The 14,528-nt window shown below is 76.8% G+C and carries 16 protein-coding genes and 1 pseudogene; 9 read left to right on the forward strand and 8 right to left on the reverse strand.

What is annotated here, in order from left to right; translation table 11 throughout:
* Positions 1 to 87: 87 nt before the first annotated feature.
* The 3 genes from BM048_RS12295 (at position 88) to BM048_RS12305 (ending at position 2,863) form a co-directional block, all read left to right on the forward strand.
* Entirely contained in the window at positions 88 to 1,305 is a 1,218-nt protein-coding gene (locus BM048_RS12295; protein WP_090033632.1) for a molybdopterin molybdotransferase MoeA, read from the forward strand.
* A 107-nt stretch (positions 1,306 to 1,412) separates the two neighbouring features.
* Complete coding sequence (locus tag BM048_RS12300; RefSeq protein WP_090033492.1) at positions 1,413 to 2,147, forward strand: phosphatase PAP2 family protein; 735 nt, start codon at positions 1,413 to 1,415, stop codon at positions 2,145 to 2,147.
* Positions 2,144 to 2,863 (forward strand): phosphatase PAP2 family protein, encoded by a 720-nt coding sequence (locus tag BM048_RS12305; RefSeq protein ID WP_090033494.1) that lies wholly within the window; start codon positions 2,144 to 2,146, stop codon positions 2,861 to 2,863. Before BM048_RS12300 ends, BM048_RS12305 begins: the two co-directional genes overlap by 4 nt.
* Here BM048_RS12305 and BM048_RS12310 read toward each other — a convergent pair.
* Positions 2,848 to 3,642, reverse strand: a complete 795-nt coding sequence (locus BM048_RS12310; RefSeq protein ID WP_090033495.1) for a DUF1206 domain-containing protein — start codon at positions 3,640 to 3,642, stop codon at positions 2,848 to 2,850. The two genes, BM048_RS12305 and BM048_RS12310, sit on opposite strands and share 16 nt — an antisense overlap.
* 222 nt (positions 3,643 to 3,864) lie before the next feature.
* Here BM048_RS12310 and BM048_RS12315 point away from each other — a divergent pair, with 222 nt between their 5' ends.
* Positions 3,865 to 4,167 (forward strand): hypothetical protein, encoded by a 303-nt coding sequence (locus BM048_RS12315; protein ID WP_090033497.1) that lies wholly within the window; start codon positions 3,865 to 3,867, stop codon positions 4,165 to 4,167.
* A gap of 84 nt (positions 4,168 to 4,251) precedes the next feature.
* The gene (locus BM048_RS12320) at positions 4,252 to 5,064 is read left to right on the forward strand and encodes a TSUP family transporter (RefSeq protein ID WP_139224445.1); all 813 of its coding nucleotides are present in this window, start codon (positions 4,252 to 4,254) and stop codon (positions 5,062 to 5,064) included.
* A 13-nt stretch (positions 5,065 to 5,077) separates the two neighbouring features.
* Here the strand turns inward: BM048_RS12320 and BM048_RS12325 are convergent, their stop codons facing one another.
* Entirely contained in the window at positions 5,078 to 5,299 is a 222-nt protein-coding gene (locus BM048_RS12325; protein ID WP_139224446.1) for a hypothetical protein, read from the reverse strand.
* 91 nt (positions 5,300 to 5,390) lie between these two features.
* Between BM048_RS12325 and BM048_RS12330 the strand changes: the two are divergent.
* Positions 5,391 to 6,343: pseudogene (locus BM048_RS12330) on the forward strand (GlxA family transcriptional regulator).
* A gap of 63 nt (positions 6,344 to 6,406) precedes the next feature.
* Here the strand turns inward: BM048_RS12330 and BM048_RS12335 are convergent.
* On the reverse strand, positions 6,407 to 7,267 hold the full coding sequence (locus BM048_RS12335) for an NAD-dependent epimerase/dehydratase family protein (RefSeq protein WP_090033501.1): 861 nt from the start codon (positions 7,265 to 7,267) through the stop codon (positions 6,407 to 6,409).
* Positions 7,268 to 7,422: 155 nt separating this feature from the next.
* Between BM048_RS12335 and BM048_RS12340 the strand changes: the two genes are divergently transcribed.
* Complete coding sequence (locus BM048_RS12340; RefSeq protein WP_239078742.1) at positions 7,423 to 7,767, forward strand: hypothetical protein; 345 nt, start codon at positions 7,423 to 7,425, stop codon at positions 7,765 to 7,767.
* A gap of 39 nt (positions 7,768 to 7,806) precedes the next feature.
* Here BM048_RS12340 and ppk2 read toward each other — a convergent pair whose 3' ends face one another.
* Positions 7,807 to 8,649 (reverse strand): polyphosphate kinase 2, encoded by an 843-nt coding sequence (gene ppk2, locus BM048_RS12345; protein WP_090033503.1) that lies wholly within the window; start codon positions 8,647 to 8,649, stop codon positions 7,807 to 7,809.
* Between the two features lie 86 nt (positions 8,650 to 8,735).
* On the opposite strand from ppk2, the gene trmB reads away from it, so the two are divergent.
* Positions 8,736 to 9,539, forward strand: coding sequence for a tRNA (guanosine(46)-N7)-methyltransferase TrmB (trmB, locus tag BM048_RS12350; RefSeq protein ID WP_203708785.1), 804 nt, complete (start codon positions 8,736 to 8,738; stop codon positions 9,537 to 9,539).
* Positions 9,536 to 10,342, forward strand: coding sequence for a LysR substrate-binding domain-containing protein (locus tag BM048_RS12355; RefSeq protein ID WP_090033504.1), 807 nt, complete (start codon positions 9,536 to 9,538; stop codon positions 10,340 to 10,342). The genes trmB and BM048_RS12355 overlap by 4 nt, the downstream gene beginning before the upstream one ends.
* Here the strand turns inward: BM048_RS12355 and BM048_RS12360 are convergent.
* The 4 genes from BM048_RS12360 to BM048_RS12375 all read right to left on the reverse strand — a co-directional run bounded on the left by BM048_RS12360 (position 10,272) and on the right by BM048_RS12375 (position 14,509).
* Entirely contained in the window at positions 10,272 to 11,147 is an 876-nt protein-coding gene (locus tag BM048_RS12360) for a metal ABC transporter permease (RefSeq protein ID WP_090033637.1), read from the reverse strand. The genes BM048_RS12355 and BM048_RS12360 overlap by 71 nt on opposite strands.
* A 38-nt stretch (positions 11,148 to 11,185) precedes the next feature.
* A complete protein-coding gene (locus BM048_RS12365) occupies positions 11,186 to 12,010 on the reverse strand; it encodes a metal ABC transporter ATP-binding protein (protein ID WP_090033505.1) in 825 nt (274 codons plus the stop codon).
* The gene (locus BM048_RS12370) at positions 12,007 to 12,999 is read right to left on the reverse strand and encodes a metal ABC transporter solute-binding protein, Zn/Mn family (RefSeq protein WP_090033507.1); all 993 of its coding nucleotides are present in this window, start codon (positions 12,997 to 12,999) and stop codon (positions 12,007 to 12,009) included. Before BM048_RS12370 ends, BM048_RS12365 begins: the two co-directional genes overlap by 4 nt.
* Before the next feature lie 76 nt (positions 13,000 to 13,075).
* Positions 13,076 to 14,509: a glucose-6-phosphate dehydrogenase gene (locus BM048_RS12375; RefSeq protein ID WP_090033508.1), complete on the reverse strand. Its 1,434-nt coding sequence runs from the start codon at positions 14,507 to 14,509 to the stop codon at positions 13,076 to 13,078.
* Positions 14,510 to 14,528 lie beyond the last annotated feature (19 nt).

Here is a 14,528-nt window from a genome sequence, read left to right on the forward strand (position 1 = left end):
CGGCTGAGCATAGGCACGCCTCCGCGGGGCCGGCCGGCCCGTCCGGGTGGCGGCTGGTGGACGGCGGCTGGCGCTAGCGTGGCCGCCGTGCGGACGGTGGAGGAGCACGTGGCGGCGGTGCTGGCCCTCGTCGGGCCGACCCCGGTGGTGGAGGTGCCGCTCGGGGGTGCGGACGGGCTGGTGCTCGCGCGCGAGGCGGTCAGCGCGGTGGACCTGCCGCCGTGGGACAACTCGGCGATGGACGGCTACGCCGTGCACGCCGCCGACGTCGCCGCGGCAGCCCCGGACGCGCCCGTCGTGCTCCCCGTGGTCGCCGACGTCCCGGCCGGCGACGTACGCCGGCACCCCCCGGTCCCGGCCGGGTCCGTCGCCCGGATCATGACGGGGGCGCCCCTGCCGCCGGGCGCCGACGCTGTCGTCCCGGTCGAGCACACCGACGCCGGCCTGCCCCGGGTCCGCGTCGACCGACCCGCGCAGCCGGGGGCGCACATCCGCCGGCGCGCCGGCGACGTGCGCGCCGGCCAGGTGCTGCTGCCCGCCGGGACGCTGCTCGGCGCCGCGCAGGTCGCGCTGCTCGCCGCGACGGGGCACGCGGTGGTCGCGGTGCACCGGCGGCCCCGGATCGCCGTCGTCGCGACCGGCGACGAGCTCGTCGCCCCCGGGCAGCGCCTGGACCACGGCCAGATCCACGACTCCAACGGCCCGGCCCTCGCGGCTGCGCTGCGCGCCGCGGGGGCCGAGGTCGTGGCGGTGGAGCGCTCCGGGGACGACGCGCCGGCGCTCCTCGCGCTGCTCGAGCGGTGCGCGGCGGGCGCCGACCTCGTGGTGACCAGCGGCGGGGTCTCGGCCGGGGCGTTCGACCCGGTCAAGGAGGCGCTCGCGGGGCTGCCGGGGGCGCAGTTCGTGGCGGTCGCGATGCAGCCGGGCAAGCCGCAGGGGCTCGCGCGCGTAGCCGGCGTCCCCGTCGTCACGCTGCCGGGCAACCCCGTCAGCGTGCTCGTCTCCTGCGAGCTGTTCGTCCGCCCGGCGGTGCGGCGCCTGCGGGGCCTCGCAGCGACGGCCCGTCCGACGACGAGCGCGGTGCTGACGACCGACATGACGTCGCCAGCCGGCCGGCGGCAGTACGCGCGCGCCCGGCTCGACCGGACCGCGGAGCCCCGCACGGTCGCGCCGGTCGGCGGAGCGGGGTCCCACCTGCTCGGGGCGCTGGCGCTCGCCGACGCCCTCCTCGTCGTGCCGGAGGACGTGACGACGCTGTCCGCGGGGTCGGTCGTCACCGTGCTCGACGTCGCCGACGAGCGGTAGGCAGGACAGCTCGGCACCCGACGGGCCGCCGGGACCGCACCACCCGGACGGGCGGCGGGTCGCGTCGCGCAGCGCGCACCCGGCCGTGCCGCCCTAGGTTGACCGCCATGGAGACTTCCCACCCGCGGCGCGGCGGGGGACGGGGCCCGCGGACGACGGCCCTCGCTCGCGCGGCCGCGCTCGCCCTCGCCGCCGGCGTGCCCGTCGCCGCGCTCGCCTGGCTGGTCCGCGCCGAGCACGACGGCCTGACGGGTTGGGACGCGCGCGTCGTCGACTCGGCGACCACCTTCGCGCGGGAGCGACCCGGCCTGCCCCGGGCCCTCGTCGTCTGGCAGGAGACGACGCAGCCCGTGTGGCTCGTCCTGGGCGTGACCCTGGTGGCGCTCGTCGTGTGGCGTCGGTACCGCCTGCCGGGACGCGCGGCGTGGGCCGTGGCGACCGTGCTCGTCGTGTGGGGTCTCGGCGTCGCGCTCAAGTCCGCCGTCGGGCGTGCGCGGCCGGTCGTGCAGGAGGCGCTGGAGCACGCGCCCGGGTACAGCTTCCCGTCGGGGCACGCCGTCAACAGCTCCGCGGCTCTGACGGTCCTGCTCCTGCTGCTGCGGCCCGTGCTGACCCGCCGCGCCCTGGGTGCGGTCGCGGTGGTCGGCGGGCTCGTCGTGGCGCTGACCGCGGCGGACCGCGTGCTGCTGGGCGTGCACTACCCGTCGGACGTCGCCGCCGGGCTCCTCGTGGGCACCGCGGCCTCGCTCGCGTCCTACGCCGGGTGGTCCGGGGCGGCCGGCCGCGAGGCCCGCCGGACGGGCGCGGTCGGGACCGGTGCTGCCAGGACCGGTGCGCGATGAGCCGCGCCGCCGTCCTCGCGCACCGGTGGGACGACGCGAGCCGCCCCCCGGTGGCGGCCGTCCTGCGGGACCTGGTGGTGCGCGCGGCGGCACCGGCGGTGCTGCTGTGGGCCGTCGTCACCGGCGTCGGCTGGGTGGTCATGGGGCCGCTCGGCGGGATCCCGGCGGAGCAGGACCTCGCGGAGCGGTTCGCCGAGGGGCGGACGGCCGCGCTCGACACGGTCTCGGCGGTGCTGTCGGGCTCGGCCTCGACCCTCGCGATCACGGCGCTCGCCCTCGTGACGGTCCTGGCCGTCGCCGTGCGCACCCGACGGCTGTCGTTCGCGCTGGTGCCCGCCGTCGCGGTGGCCCTCGAGCTGGGCGTGTTCCTCACGTCGGCGGTCCTCGTCGACCGCGACCGGCCCGATGTGGAGCAGCTCGACCACGCGCCGCCCACGTCGAGCTACCCCAGCGGCCACACGGGGGCGGCCGCCGCGTGCTGGGTCGTCCTGGCGCTGCTCGCGCAGCGCGTGCGGCACCGGGTGCTGCGCGGGCTCCTCACCGCGGCGTGCCTGCTCGTGCCGGTCCTCGTCGCCTGGGCCCGCCTGTACCGCGGCATGCACCACCTCACGGACGTGGTGGCCGGCCTGGCCGTGGGCGCCACGAGCGCCCTGCTCGCCTGGGGCTACCTGCGCCGCGCCGGCGCGGCAGGGACCCGACGTCAGACCCGGGCGTAGCGCGCGCGGGCGAAGGAGTACACGCCGTAGGCGGCCAGGCCCAGCGCGACGACCGTCAGGAGCCCCCGGCCCCACGGCACCTCGAGGAAGGCCCGCAGGGCGCCGTCGAGGCCCTGCGCCTCGGCGGCGTTGCCGGTCCAGGCCGCCTTGAGGAAGAAGAAGCCCACCACGGCGAGGGCCACGCCCTTGGCGACGTACCCGACCCGTCCCGCCTGCACGGCCCACCGACCCGGGTGCTCGGTCAGGTCCTGCAGGAACGTGCGCCGCCAGCCCTTGACCACGTGGTGCACCGCGACGCCCAGCACCGCCAGGCCCACGGCGGCCACCAGCGCCCGCCCGAGCGGGGCCTCCAGCAGCCGCCCGGTCGTGCTGCTGGTCTGCTGCGACCCGTCCTGCGACGTCCCCAGGAGCACCCGCACGGCCGTCCAGGCGAGCACGCCGTAGACCACGGCCTTGGCGCCGGCCTTCACCCGGTCACCGGTGTCGTGCCGCGTCAGCAGCTCGGTCACCTGCCAGACGGCCAGCAGCGCGAACCCGACGACGACGACCCACAGCAGCGCGGTGCCGACGGGGTTGCCGGCCAGGGACCGCAACGCCCCCGTCTGGTCCGCGCTGCCCGCCCCCGCCGTCCACGCGAGCTGCACGGCGAGCCACGCGATGAGCAGGTGCAGCACGCCGTTGGCGGCGTAGCCGACCCGCGCCCCCTGCTCGACGAGCGGGTTGTCGCCGGCCTCGGTGGCGGCGCGCCGGGCGGAGGCGGGGGTGTTGTGCGTAGCCATGGCGTCACCCAAGCACCGGGGCCCCGCACCCGCACGCCGCCGGGACGGGGGTCCCCCGGGACGGTGAACGGCGCTCGACGGCACGGGGGGGCGTCACCCGGACCGACGCACCCGACGGGGCGAGCGCGGCCCCCGACACGTCACCGCGGGGGACGGCCCGACGAACGGACGGGACGGCACCGGTCCCGGTGCCGCGCCGCACCCGTCCCCGAGGACACCACCATGGCTGCACAGACCCCCACCCAGCCGGCCACGCCGTCGGACCCGACCACCGGCCCCGCCGCAACCCCCGCCGCAACCCCCGCCGAGGCCGTCACCCTCCGCGGGCTCGACCCGCTGACGGGCATCGGCGCGTCCTGGCGCGTCTCGCCCGTCGAGCGCGTCGAGGCCGGCGTCCCGCTGTACCGCGTCGAGTGGACGCCCGAGCTGGCCGAGCGCACCCCGTGGGTCCTGGCCCGCAGGACCACCGCGCTCGTGACGCAGCGCGAGGCCGAGACGCTCGTCGCGCGCCTCGAGAGGGTCTGACGCCTCGGCGCCGTCCCTCGTCTAGGGTCGCCGGGGCTCCGGCGTCACCCGGGCGCCGGCCGGACCGGGGGAGGCGTGTGGGCGATGACGCTCGAGCCCCTCGTCCTCGGCACGCTGGCCGCCGTGGTCTTCGGCATGTCGAGGACCGGGGTGCCGTCGCTCGGCGCCTTCGGGATGGCGCTGCTGGCGACGGCCGTCGACCCCGTGCGGGCGGCGGGGCTGGCCCTGCCGGTGCTCATCGTCGGGGACCTCGTCGCCCTGCGGCTGTACGCCCGGTCCGCCCGGCTGCGGCTGCTCGTCGTGCTGCTGCCGTCCGTCGTCGTCGGGCTCGCGGCCGGCTGGGCCGTGCTGCGGTTCCTCGACGCGGGGGCCGCCGGCAGGCTGGTCGGCGCGGTCCTGCTGGTCAGCGGGGGCTGGGAGCTGCTGCGGCGCGTGGCACGACGACGCGCCGACCACCGCGCGACGGTTCGTGCGGCGACGTCGGGGCCCGTCGCCCCGGCTCGCACCGCGAGCCCCGTACCCGCCGGGCTGCCCACCGTCGGCGACCGGCTCGTGCGCGGGCTGCTCGGGGCGGGGGCGGGCCTGTCGACGATGGTCGCCAACGCGGGCGGGCCGCTCATGGGCCTGTACCTGCTGCGCGCCCGGCTCGGTCCCGCCGCGTTCCTCGGCACCAACGCGTGGTTCTTCTTCGTCGTCAACCTCGCCAAGGTGCCGTTCAGCGTCGGGCTCGGCCTCATCACGCCGGGGTCGCTCGCGCTGTCGGCGGCGTTGCTGCCGGGGCTCGTCCTGGGGGCGGTCGGCGGCCGCTGGCTCGTGCGCCGGATGTCGTTCGACGTGTTCGGCCTCGTCGTGCTGGTCGCCACCGTGGTGGCCGGCGCGTGGCTCGTCGTTCGCTGAGCCGGCGTCCGTCCTACCCGGCCTGGACCCACCGCTCGGCGGGGTCCTCGGGCTGGACGGGCGCCGGGTCGTACGCCCCGTCGGGCGCCTCGATCCCGGCCGGCCCCTCCGGGCGGGGCAGCGTGTCCACCTCGCCCAGGTGGTCCCCGGTTCGACGACGCGCGACGAGCACGACGAGCGGCCACAGCACGAGCACGACGACGACGGTCCGAGCGAGGGCTTCGAGGATGTCCATGCCGACCACGGTCCTCGTCCCCTCCCGTGCCGACGAGTGGCAGCGATGACACCCATCGACAAGATGCTGCCACTCCCGCTAGGGTCGGCGCGTGCTGCGATCAGTAGCGGTCCTCGTCGTCGACGGCGTCGCTCCGTTCGAGCTCGGGGTGGTCTGCGAGGTCTTCGGCATCGACCGCACCGAGGACGGGTGCCCCTCGTCGATCTGCGGCTGTGCGGGGTGCGCGCCGGGGATCCGGTGCGCACGTCCGTCGGCCTGACCATGACCCCGGACCACGGGCTGGAGGCGCTCGCCGACGTCGACCTGGTGGCCGTCCCCGCGACGAACCGGCGCGGCCACGACCCCGCGGTCCTCGCCGCCCTGCGGGCGGCCCACGCGCGGGGCGCGACGCTCCTCAGCGTGTGCTCGGGGGTCTTCGTCCTCGCGGAGGCCGGCGTGCTCGCGGGGCGGACCGTCGCGACGCACTGGCGGCACGCGGAGGAGCTCGCCGCCGCGTTCCCGGAGCTGCGGGTGGACGCCGACGTCCTCTTCGTCGACGAGGGCGACCTCGTCACCAGTGCCGGCACGGCCGCGGGCATCGACGCCTGCCTGCACCTGGTGCGCCGCGAGCACGGGGCGGCGGCCGCCAACGCGATCGCCCGGCGCATGGTGGTGCCGCCCCAGCGCGACGGCGGGCAGCGGCAGTTCGTGCCGCAGCCCGTGCCCGCCTGCAGCGAGGACTCCCTGCGCCTGGTGCTCGAGTGGGTCCTCGAGCACCTCGACGCGGACCACAGCGTGGAGTCCCTCGCGGCGCGCGCGCTGGTGTCGCCCAGGACCTTCGCCCGCCGGTTCGTCGCGGAGACGGGGACGACGCCCGTCCGGTGGCTCACCGCGCAGCGCGTCCTGCGCGCCCAGCACCTGCTGGAGGGGACGGACCTGCCGGTCGAGCTCGTCGCCCGGGAGTGCGGCTTCGCCTCCGCGCCGCTGCTGCGGCACCACTTCCGGCGGGCGGTCGGGGTCAGCCCCAGCGACTACCGCACCACCTTCCGCTCCCGCGCCGCGTGACCGGCGCGGCGGGGGCAGGCCGTATCCGCGCCGCCCGCCCGCGGACGACGAGCCGCCACGCCGTCAGGAGACGTGGTCCCGCCACGAGTGCTCCGGCTCGTACCCCAGCAGCCGGCGGGCCTTCTCGATCGACAGGAGGGTGCCCGTGCCGGTGACGTCACCGCGGACGAGCACGTCGGGGAAGTGCTCCGCGAGCAGCCGCTCGTTCGGGGTCGTCATCACCGTGTCGGCGTTGGCGATGACGAAGGCCTCGAACCCCGTGACGTCGGCCGTCAGCGCCCGCCGCACCGCCTGCGCCCCGTCGCGCGCGTCGATGTAGCCCCACAGGTTCCACCGCCGGGAGGCGGGGTCGTCCTCGAAGGACGGGAAACGGGCGTAGTCCTCGACGTCCATGACGTTCGAGAACCGCAGCCCGACGATCGTCGCCCCCGGCTGCCACCGCGCGAAGTGCCGCGCCATCTCCTCCTCGACGGCCTTGCCCATCGAGTAGGTGGACTCCGGCCGCACGGGGTACTCCTCGTCCACCGGCACGTACGGCGGCGGCACGTCGAAGGGCAGGCCGAGCAGCGTCTCGCTCGAGGCCCAGACGACGCGGCGGATGCCGGCCCGCCGGGCGGCGTCGAACACGTGGTGCGTCGCGACGACGTTGTTGGCGAAGGTCGCACCGCTGGGGCGCAGGCCGGGCGCGGGGATCGCCGCGAGGTGCACGACGGCGTCCACGCCCGCGTACCGGTCGTCGATGCCCGTGAGCGCCTCGGTCACCTGCCCCAGGTCGGTGAGGTCCACCCGCGTCCACGACCCAGGTGCGTCCGCGGGCGGCGGGGCGGTGTCCACGTTGACCACGTCCCAGCCGTGGGCGGCGAGGTCGCGCACCACCGCCCGCCCGAGCTTGCCGCTGCCTCCGGTCACCACCACGCGCGCCATGCCGGACATCCTGCTGCCCGACGAGGGCCGCCGCGCGGTGGCAGGCCGTCGGCAGCACTCGTCGGAGCGCGCGTCGCGACGGCGCGACCCACGACGCGCCGCCGGACGGGTGCCCGCCTCGGCGTGTCGAACGGGCGTTCGATATTGTGCGGCGCATGGGCGCGGCGGAGGACGGCGGGGGGACGGCGGCGACGGCGCGGGCGGCGGGCGGCGGCAGGCGCCGCGTCGCCAACGGCGAGGTCCCGCCGGACGTCCCGGTGCGGCCCATGGGCGACATCGCGGTGCTCGCGCACGTCGTGTGGGCCGACGGGGACCGGGAGTGGCGGGCGGCGCGGGCCGTGCGGTGGACGCGCACGCACGTCATGGTCGCCTGGCGCGACGACCCCCAGGACCCCCGCTCGGAGCGGCACGAGTGGCTGCGCGCCGACGACGTGGCGCGCAGCGTCCAGTGGCTCGTCGGGCCGGGCCCCGCCGACCCGCGGACCCGGGCGGGGCGCTGAGCCGAGCCGGCCGCGCGCGAGCGCGCCCGTGCCGACCCGTCAGAGCGACTTCTCGGGGTCCCCGAGGAGCGTGGCGGCGTGGTCGGGCACGTACGTCGACCGCTCCCGCGGCGGGCGCTGGTACCCGCCGGTGCTGGGCGGCCGCTCGGGCAGGACGATGCGCTCGTGCGGCACGTCGGTGTACGGCACGGAGGAGAGGAGGTGGCTGATCATGTTGAGCCGGGCGTCCTTCTTGCGGTCCGACTCCACGACGAACCACGGGCTCGACGGCACGTCGGTGTGCGCCATCATCTCGTCCTTGGCCCGGCTGTAGTCCTCCCAGCGGTGGATGGACTCGAGGTCCATCGGCGAGAGCTTCCACTGCCGCACCGGGTCGTCCAGGCGCGAGCGGAACCGCTTGAGCTGCTCGGCGTCGGAGACGGAGAACCAGTACTTGCGCAGCAGGATCCCCTCGTCGATGAGCATCTGCTCGAAGACGGGCGCCTGCCGCAGGAACCGTGCGTGCTCCTCGTCCGTGCAGAAGCCCATGACCTTCTCGACGCCGGCGCGGTTGTACCAGGAGCGGTCGAACAGCACGACCTCCCCGGCGGTGGGCAGCTGGGCGACGTACCGCTGGAAGTACCACTGGCCGCGCTCGCGGTCCGTCGGGGCGGGCAGGGCGGCGATCCGCACCACGCGGGGGCTGAGGTACTCCGTGATGCGCTTGATGGCGCCGCCCTTGCCGGCCGCGTCCCGGCCCTCGAAGAGCACGACCACGCGCGCCCCCGTGGCCTGCACCCAGAGCTGGAGCCTCACGAGCTCGCTCTGCAGCCGGAACAGCTCGGCCTCGTACACCTCGTCGCTGAGCTTGGGCCGCTTGCGGGCCGCCGACGCCTTCGCCATCCGCCGAACCTAGCGGACGCGGTCGGTCCGGCGATGCAGGACGCCGCCCGCCGCCCGCCCGGCGGCCCCCGTGCGACCCTCGTGCCGTGACGACCGCCCCGCAGGACCGCTTCACGCACGTGGCGGCGCGCCCCCACGAGCCGCTGCGGACCTTCCACCCCCGCCGCGCGGCCCTGGGCGCGGAGCGCCGGGACGCCCTGGACCGGCTCTGGCCGCGCTGGGGCTTCTCCGTGCACGACGAGGCGCTGGGTCCGCTGCCGCTGCGGGCCTCCCGCGCGCCCGGGTCGGCCGACGACCCCGCCGCTCCGGCGCCCGTTCAGGTGCTCGACGCTCCCGCGCTCTTCGGTCGCGCGGCCCCCCTCGTCCTCGAGATCGGACCGGGCATGGGGGAGGCGACGGCGGCGATGGCCGCGGCGGACCCCGGCCGCGACGTCCTGGCCGTCGAGGCGCACCTGCCCGGCATCGCGGCCCTGCTGCTGCGGCTGGAGGAGGCGGGCCTGACCAACGTGCGGGTGGGCCACGGCGACGCCCTCGACCTCGTGCGGCGCCGGCTGCCCGAGGGCTCCCTCGACGAGGTCCGCGTCTTCTTCCCCGACCCGTGGCCCAAGCCGCGCCACCACAAGCGGCGCCTGGTGCGGCCCGCGCACGTGGCCCTGCTGCGCTCACGGCTCGTCGTCGGCGGCACGCTGCACTGCGCGACGGACTGGCCGGAGTACGCGGAGGCGATGCTCGCCGCGCTCTCCGCGGACCCCGGCCTGGCCAACGCCTCGACCCGGGCCGACGGGTTCGTCGTGCCGCGGCCCGCGCACCGCCCCGAGACGAAGTTCGAGCGCCGCGGGCGCGCCCTCGGCCACGAGGTGCGCGACCTGGTCTTCCGGCGGGTCGCGTGACCGCGGCGCCGGCGGTGTTCCGCCTGCTCCTGGCCCCGGGCGTGCACCCCGACCGCTGGGCGCGCGTGTGGCGGGAGCGGCTGCCTGACGTGCCGCTGGAGCTCGTGCCGGTGGCCGCAGGGGAGGCGCTGGCGGCCCTGCGCCGCGGGGAGGGGGTTGCCGCCCTGGCGCCCGCCCCGGCACCGGGCGACGACGACGACCTGGCCGTCGTGCGCCTCTACGAGGAGACGACGGTCGTCGTCGTGCCGCGTGACCACTGGCTGACGGCGGGCGACGAGGTGGACGCCGCCGACCTGGCCGGCGAGACCCGTGTCGTCCCCGCGGACGACGTCCTGGCCGGCGACGGCACGACCGCGCACCCGGCGGCGGATGGCGGCGTGCCGGGCACCGTGGAGGTGGCGACGACGGCCGAGGCGGTCGAGCTCGTCGCCGCGGGGACGGGCGTGCTCGTCGTGCCGCTGTCGCTGGCCCGGTTGCACGACCGGCGCGACGTCGTGCACCGGCCGCTGCGCGGCGCCCCGACCGTGACCGTGGTGCTCGCGTGGCGCCGCGACGACGAGGCGGTCGCCGACGGCGTCGACCTGCACCAGGAGCTCGTCGGGATCGTGCGGGGCCGCACCGCCCGGTCCTCCCGCGGCGGGGGCGCCGCGGCGACCCCGGCGACCCCGGCGGCCGCGCAGCCCCGCCGCGCACCGGGCACGCTCGGGCCGGGCCCGCTCAGGTCGGGCACGCTCAGGCCGGGCGGCGGGTCCAGCCGCGGCGGGTCCGGCGCCGGCCGAGGGCGAGGCAGAGGAGGTAGATGAGGAACGAGATCGTCGTGACGTAGGGGCTGATGGGCACGGAACCGCCGAGCGCGAGGAGGATCCCGCCTACCGCGCTCGTCACCGCGAACGCGACGCTCAGCACCGGCACGGCGACGGGCGACGCGCTGACCCGCGAGGCCGCGGCCGCCGGTGTGATGAGCAGCGAGAGCACCAGCAGCGCCCCCACCACCTGCACGGCCATGGCCACCGCCAGGCCGAGCAGCACCATGAACACCAGCGACAGCGCGCGGGTGGGCACGCCGCGCGCGGCGGCCACGTCGGGGTCCACCGACGCGAAGGTCAGCGGCCTCCAGATGGCGATCAGCACCGCCACCACGACGGCCGAGAGGGCCACGAGCACGCCCAGCCGCGTGGTGTCGACGGCGACGATCTGCCCCGTGAGCAGCCCGAACTTGTTGGCCGCGCGGCCGGGGTACAGCGCCAGGAACAGCACGCCCAGGCCCAGGCCGAAGGGCATGAGCACGCCGATGATCGAGTTGCGGTCGCGCGCCCGGCTGCCCAGCAGCCCGATGAGCAGCGCCGCGACGACCGACCCGAGCACCGACCCGAGCACGACGTCCGCGGACAGCAGCAGCGCGAGCGCCGCCCCCGCGAACGACAGCTCCGAGATGCCGTGCACGGCGAACGCCATGTCGCGCTGCATGACGAAGACGCCGACGAGCCCGCCGACGAGCCCCAGCACCGCCCCGGCGACCAGCGAGTTCTGCACCAGCGCCAGCAGCGCGCCGTAGTCCTCGAAGGAGAACAGCCGCGACCAGGTGCCGTCGTCGACGGCCCCGGGCAACCACCCGGGCAGCGCCCCGGGCAGCAGGCCGGCCGCCCTCACGACGCCTCCTCGAGGTGGTGGCCGTGGTGCTCGTCGCCGCCGACGATGACGACGCGGCCCTGGGCGCGCAGCACGTCGACGCGGGTGCCGTAGAGCCGCGACAGGTGCTCGCCCGTGAGGACGTCGGCCGGTGTCCCCACCGCGTGCCCCGCCGGCGCCAGGTACAGCACGCGGTCGGTGTAGGGCAGCACCGGGTTGATCTCGTGCGTGACGAAGACGACGGCCGTGCCCGTCGTGCGGCGCGTGGCGTCGATGAGCGCGGTCACCTCCTCCTGCCGGGCCAGGTCGAGGGACAGCAGCGGCTCGTCGCACAGCAGCAGGGCGGGCGACGAGCCCAGCGCCTGCGCGATCCGCACGCGCTGCTGCTCACCCCCCGAGAGGAGCCCGAGGGGGACGTCCGCGTAGGCCGTGGCGCCCACCGCCTCGAGCAGCTCGTCCACGCGCGCCCGGTGCCGGCGCCCGCCGAGCCCCCAGCGGTCCCCGTCGATGCCGAGGCGCACGAGGTCGCGGGCGCGCACGGGGGTGACCGGGTCGACGAGCCGCTGCTGCGGCACGTAGCCGACCGCGCGGCTGCCGCGGCGCGCCGAGCGGCCGAGGACGTGCAGGGTGCCGCCGGTGAGCGGCTGGAGGCCGAGGACCGCGCGCAGGAGGCTCGTCTTGCCCGAGCCGTTGGGGCCGAGCACCGTGACGAACTCCCCGCGGGCGACCTCGAGGTCGAGGCCGGACCACGCCGTGCGGTCGCCGTAGGCCAGGGCGGCGCCGCGCAGCGCGAGGGGTGGCGGCGCCGGGGCAGGGGCGCCCGCGGGTGGTGCGGGGGTCATGCCCCCAGAGCCTGCCGCACCGCGGCGACGTTGGCGGACATCCACCCGACGTAGTCCTCGCCCTCGGGCAGCGTCTCGGTCATCTCGACGACGGGGACCCCGGCCGCCTCGGCCGCCGCGACCGCCTCGTCCGTCTGCGGTCCGGTGGTCTGCGGGTTCTCGACGAGCAGGGCCACCTGCCCCGACGGGAACAGCGCGAGCATCTCGGCCATGGCGGCCGGCGGCACGTCGGTCTCCTCCTCGATGGCGCCGGAGTACGCGGCCGGGGTGCGGTCCTCGAGGCCCGCCGCCTCCAGCAGGTACCCGGGCACCGGCTCCGTCGCGGCCACGCCCGTACCCCCGACGGCCGCCGCCAGGGCCGCGACCTCGTCCTGCACGCCGGCGACCCGCTCGCCGAAGGCCTCGGCGTTGGCCGTGTAGGTCTCGGCGCCCTCCGGGTCGAGCTCGCCCAGGTGCTCGGCGATGCGCGTGGCGACCTCCGCGACGAGGGGCAGGTCGTACCAGACGTGCTCGTTGCCCTCGGCGGAGTGGTCGTGCCCGGCGTGCGCGTCCTCGGCGTGCGCCTCCTCGCTGTGCGTCTCCTCGGCGTGCTCCTCGTCGGCGTGCTCCCCGTCGGCGACGGCCTCGACGACGGGGGGCGCCTCGTCGAGCGCGTCGAGCGCGGTGGTCAGCCAGTCGTCGTAGTGCCCGCCGTTCTGCACGACGAGGTCGGCCCGGGACACGGCGAGCTGGTCGCGCGCCGTCAGCTCGAAGGAGTGGGGGTCGGCCGACGGGTCGTCGACGATCGAGGTGACCTCGGCGCGGTCGCCGCCGACCTGCGCGGCCACGTCGCCCCAGACGTTCGTGGACGCGACGACGGCCAGCGGCTCGTCGCCGGACCCCGCCGCACCGCCCGCGGACGCACCGCCCGCGGACGCCTCCCCGGAGGAGCAGGCGGCCAGCAGCAGGGCGGGCACGAGGGCGGCGGGCAGGAGGGCGCGACGGCGCATGGCGGATCCGATCGTGGAGGAGGCGGGGCTCCTTCGACGATAACAGTTCTCATGCGCGGCTCGACGGCCGCCGCGGTCAGCCCTTCGGGTCGCTGCCGTCGGAGTCGTCGGGCCCGAGCGCCCATCCGAACGGCTCGACGAGCGCGTCGGCCGCTGCCGGCCCCCACGAGCCGGGGGCGTACGGCTGGACGTCGGGCCGCCGGTCGCCGAGCAGCGGCGCGAAGGCCTCCCACGCCGCCGCGAGGCCCTCCGCCGAGGTGAACAGGGTCCGGTCGCCGGCGAGCACGTCCGCCAGCAGGCCGGCGTAGGGCGGCAGGGACCGACCGGGCTCGACGTCCGCGAGCGGCAGGGACAGCGTCCCTGTGTCCAGCGCGAGGTCCGGCCCGGGCCGCTTGACTGTCGTCGTGACGCGCAGGGTCCCGGAGCCGGACAGCGACACCGACACCTGGTTCGGCCCCACGTCTTGCCCGAACATCCGGTCGGGGGCGCGCAGCAGGAGCGTCACCTGCTGGGCGGAGGCGGCCATCCGCTTGCCGGTCCGCAGCACGAAGGGCACGCCCCGCCAGCGGTCGCTGTCCACCCAGAGCCGGGCGGCGACGAACGTGTCGGTCGAGGAGTCGTCGGCCACGTCGTCCAGGTCGCGGTATCCCTCGAACTGGCCGAGCACCACGTCGTGCGCCGGGTCGAGCGGGCGGAACCGTGCGAGCGCCTCGTCGCGCGCGGCCAAGAGGTCGCCCGCCGCGAGCCCCACCGGCGGCTCCATCGCGACGGTGGCCGCCACCTGGAACAGGTGGGTGACGAGCATGTCGAGGGACGCACCCGTCGCGTCGTAGAACTCGGCCCGGTCGGCCACGTCGAGGGTCTCGGGCACGTCCACCTGCACCTGGGCCACGTGCTCGCGGTTCCACGCCCCGCCGAACAGCTCGTTGGCGAACCGGACGACGTGCAGGTTCTGCGTCGCCTCCTTGCCCAGGAAGTGGTCGATGCGGAACACCTGCTCCTCGTCGAACGCCTCGTGCACGAGCGCGTCGAGCTCGCGGAAGGAGTCAGGGGAGGTGCCGTACGGCTTCTCGTAGACGATGCGGACGCCGTCGGTCAGGCCGTGGCGGTGCAGGCTGCGGGTGATGCCGGCGAACGACTCGGGCGGGACGGCCAGGTAGTGCACGACGAGGAGGTCCTCGCCGAGCTCGCCGCGCAGCCGGTCCAGCGCCTCGGGCAGGTCGCCGGGGTCGTCGTCCGAGGCGCTGACGTCCTGGCAGTACGCCAGGCGCTCGGTGAGGACGTCCGCGGCGCCCTGCGCCTCCTCGTCGCCGAACTCGGACAGGGCGTCGCGCACGAGGTCGGCGAACTCGTCGTCGGGGATGGAGCGCCGACCGGTGCCGAGCAGCGCCCACCGCTCGGGCAGCAGCCCGCGGGCGCCGAGGGTCGCCAGCGCGGGGAGGACCATGCGCTTGCTGAGGTCGCCGCGCGCGCCGTGCAGGACGAGGGCCAGCGGGGGGAGGTCGGGCACGACGGGGCCTCTCGGGCGG

Origin of the sequence: Cellulomonas marina, from assembly GCF_900111925.1 — a bacterium.
Lineage (GTDB): Bacteria > Actinomycetota > Actinomycetes > Actinomycetales > Cellulomonadaceae > Cellulomonas > Cellulomonas marina.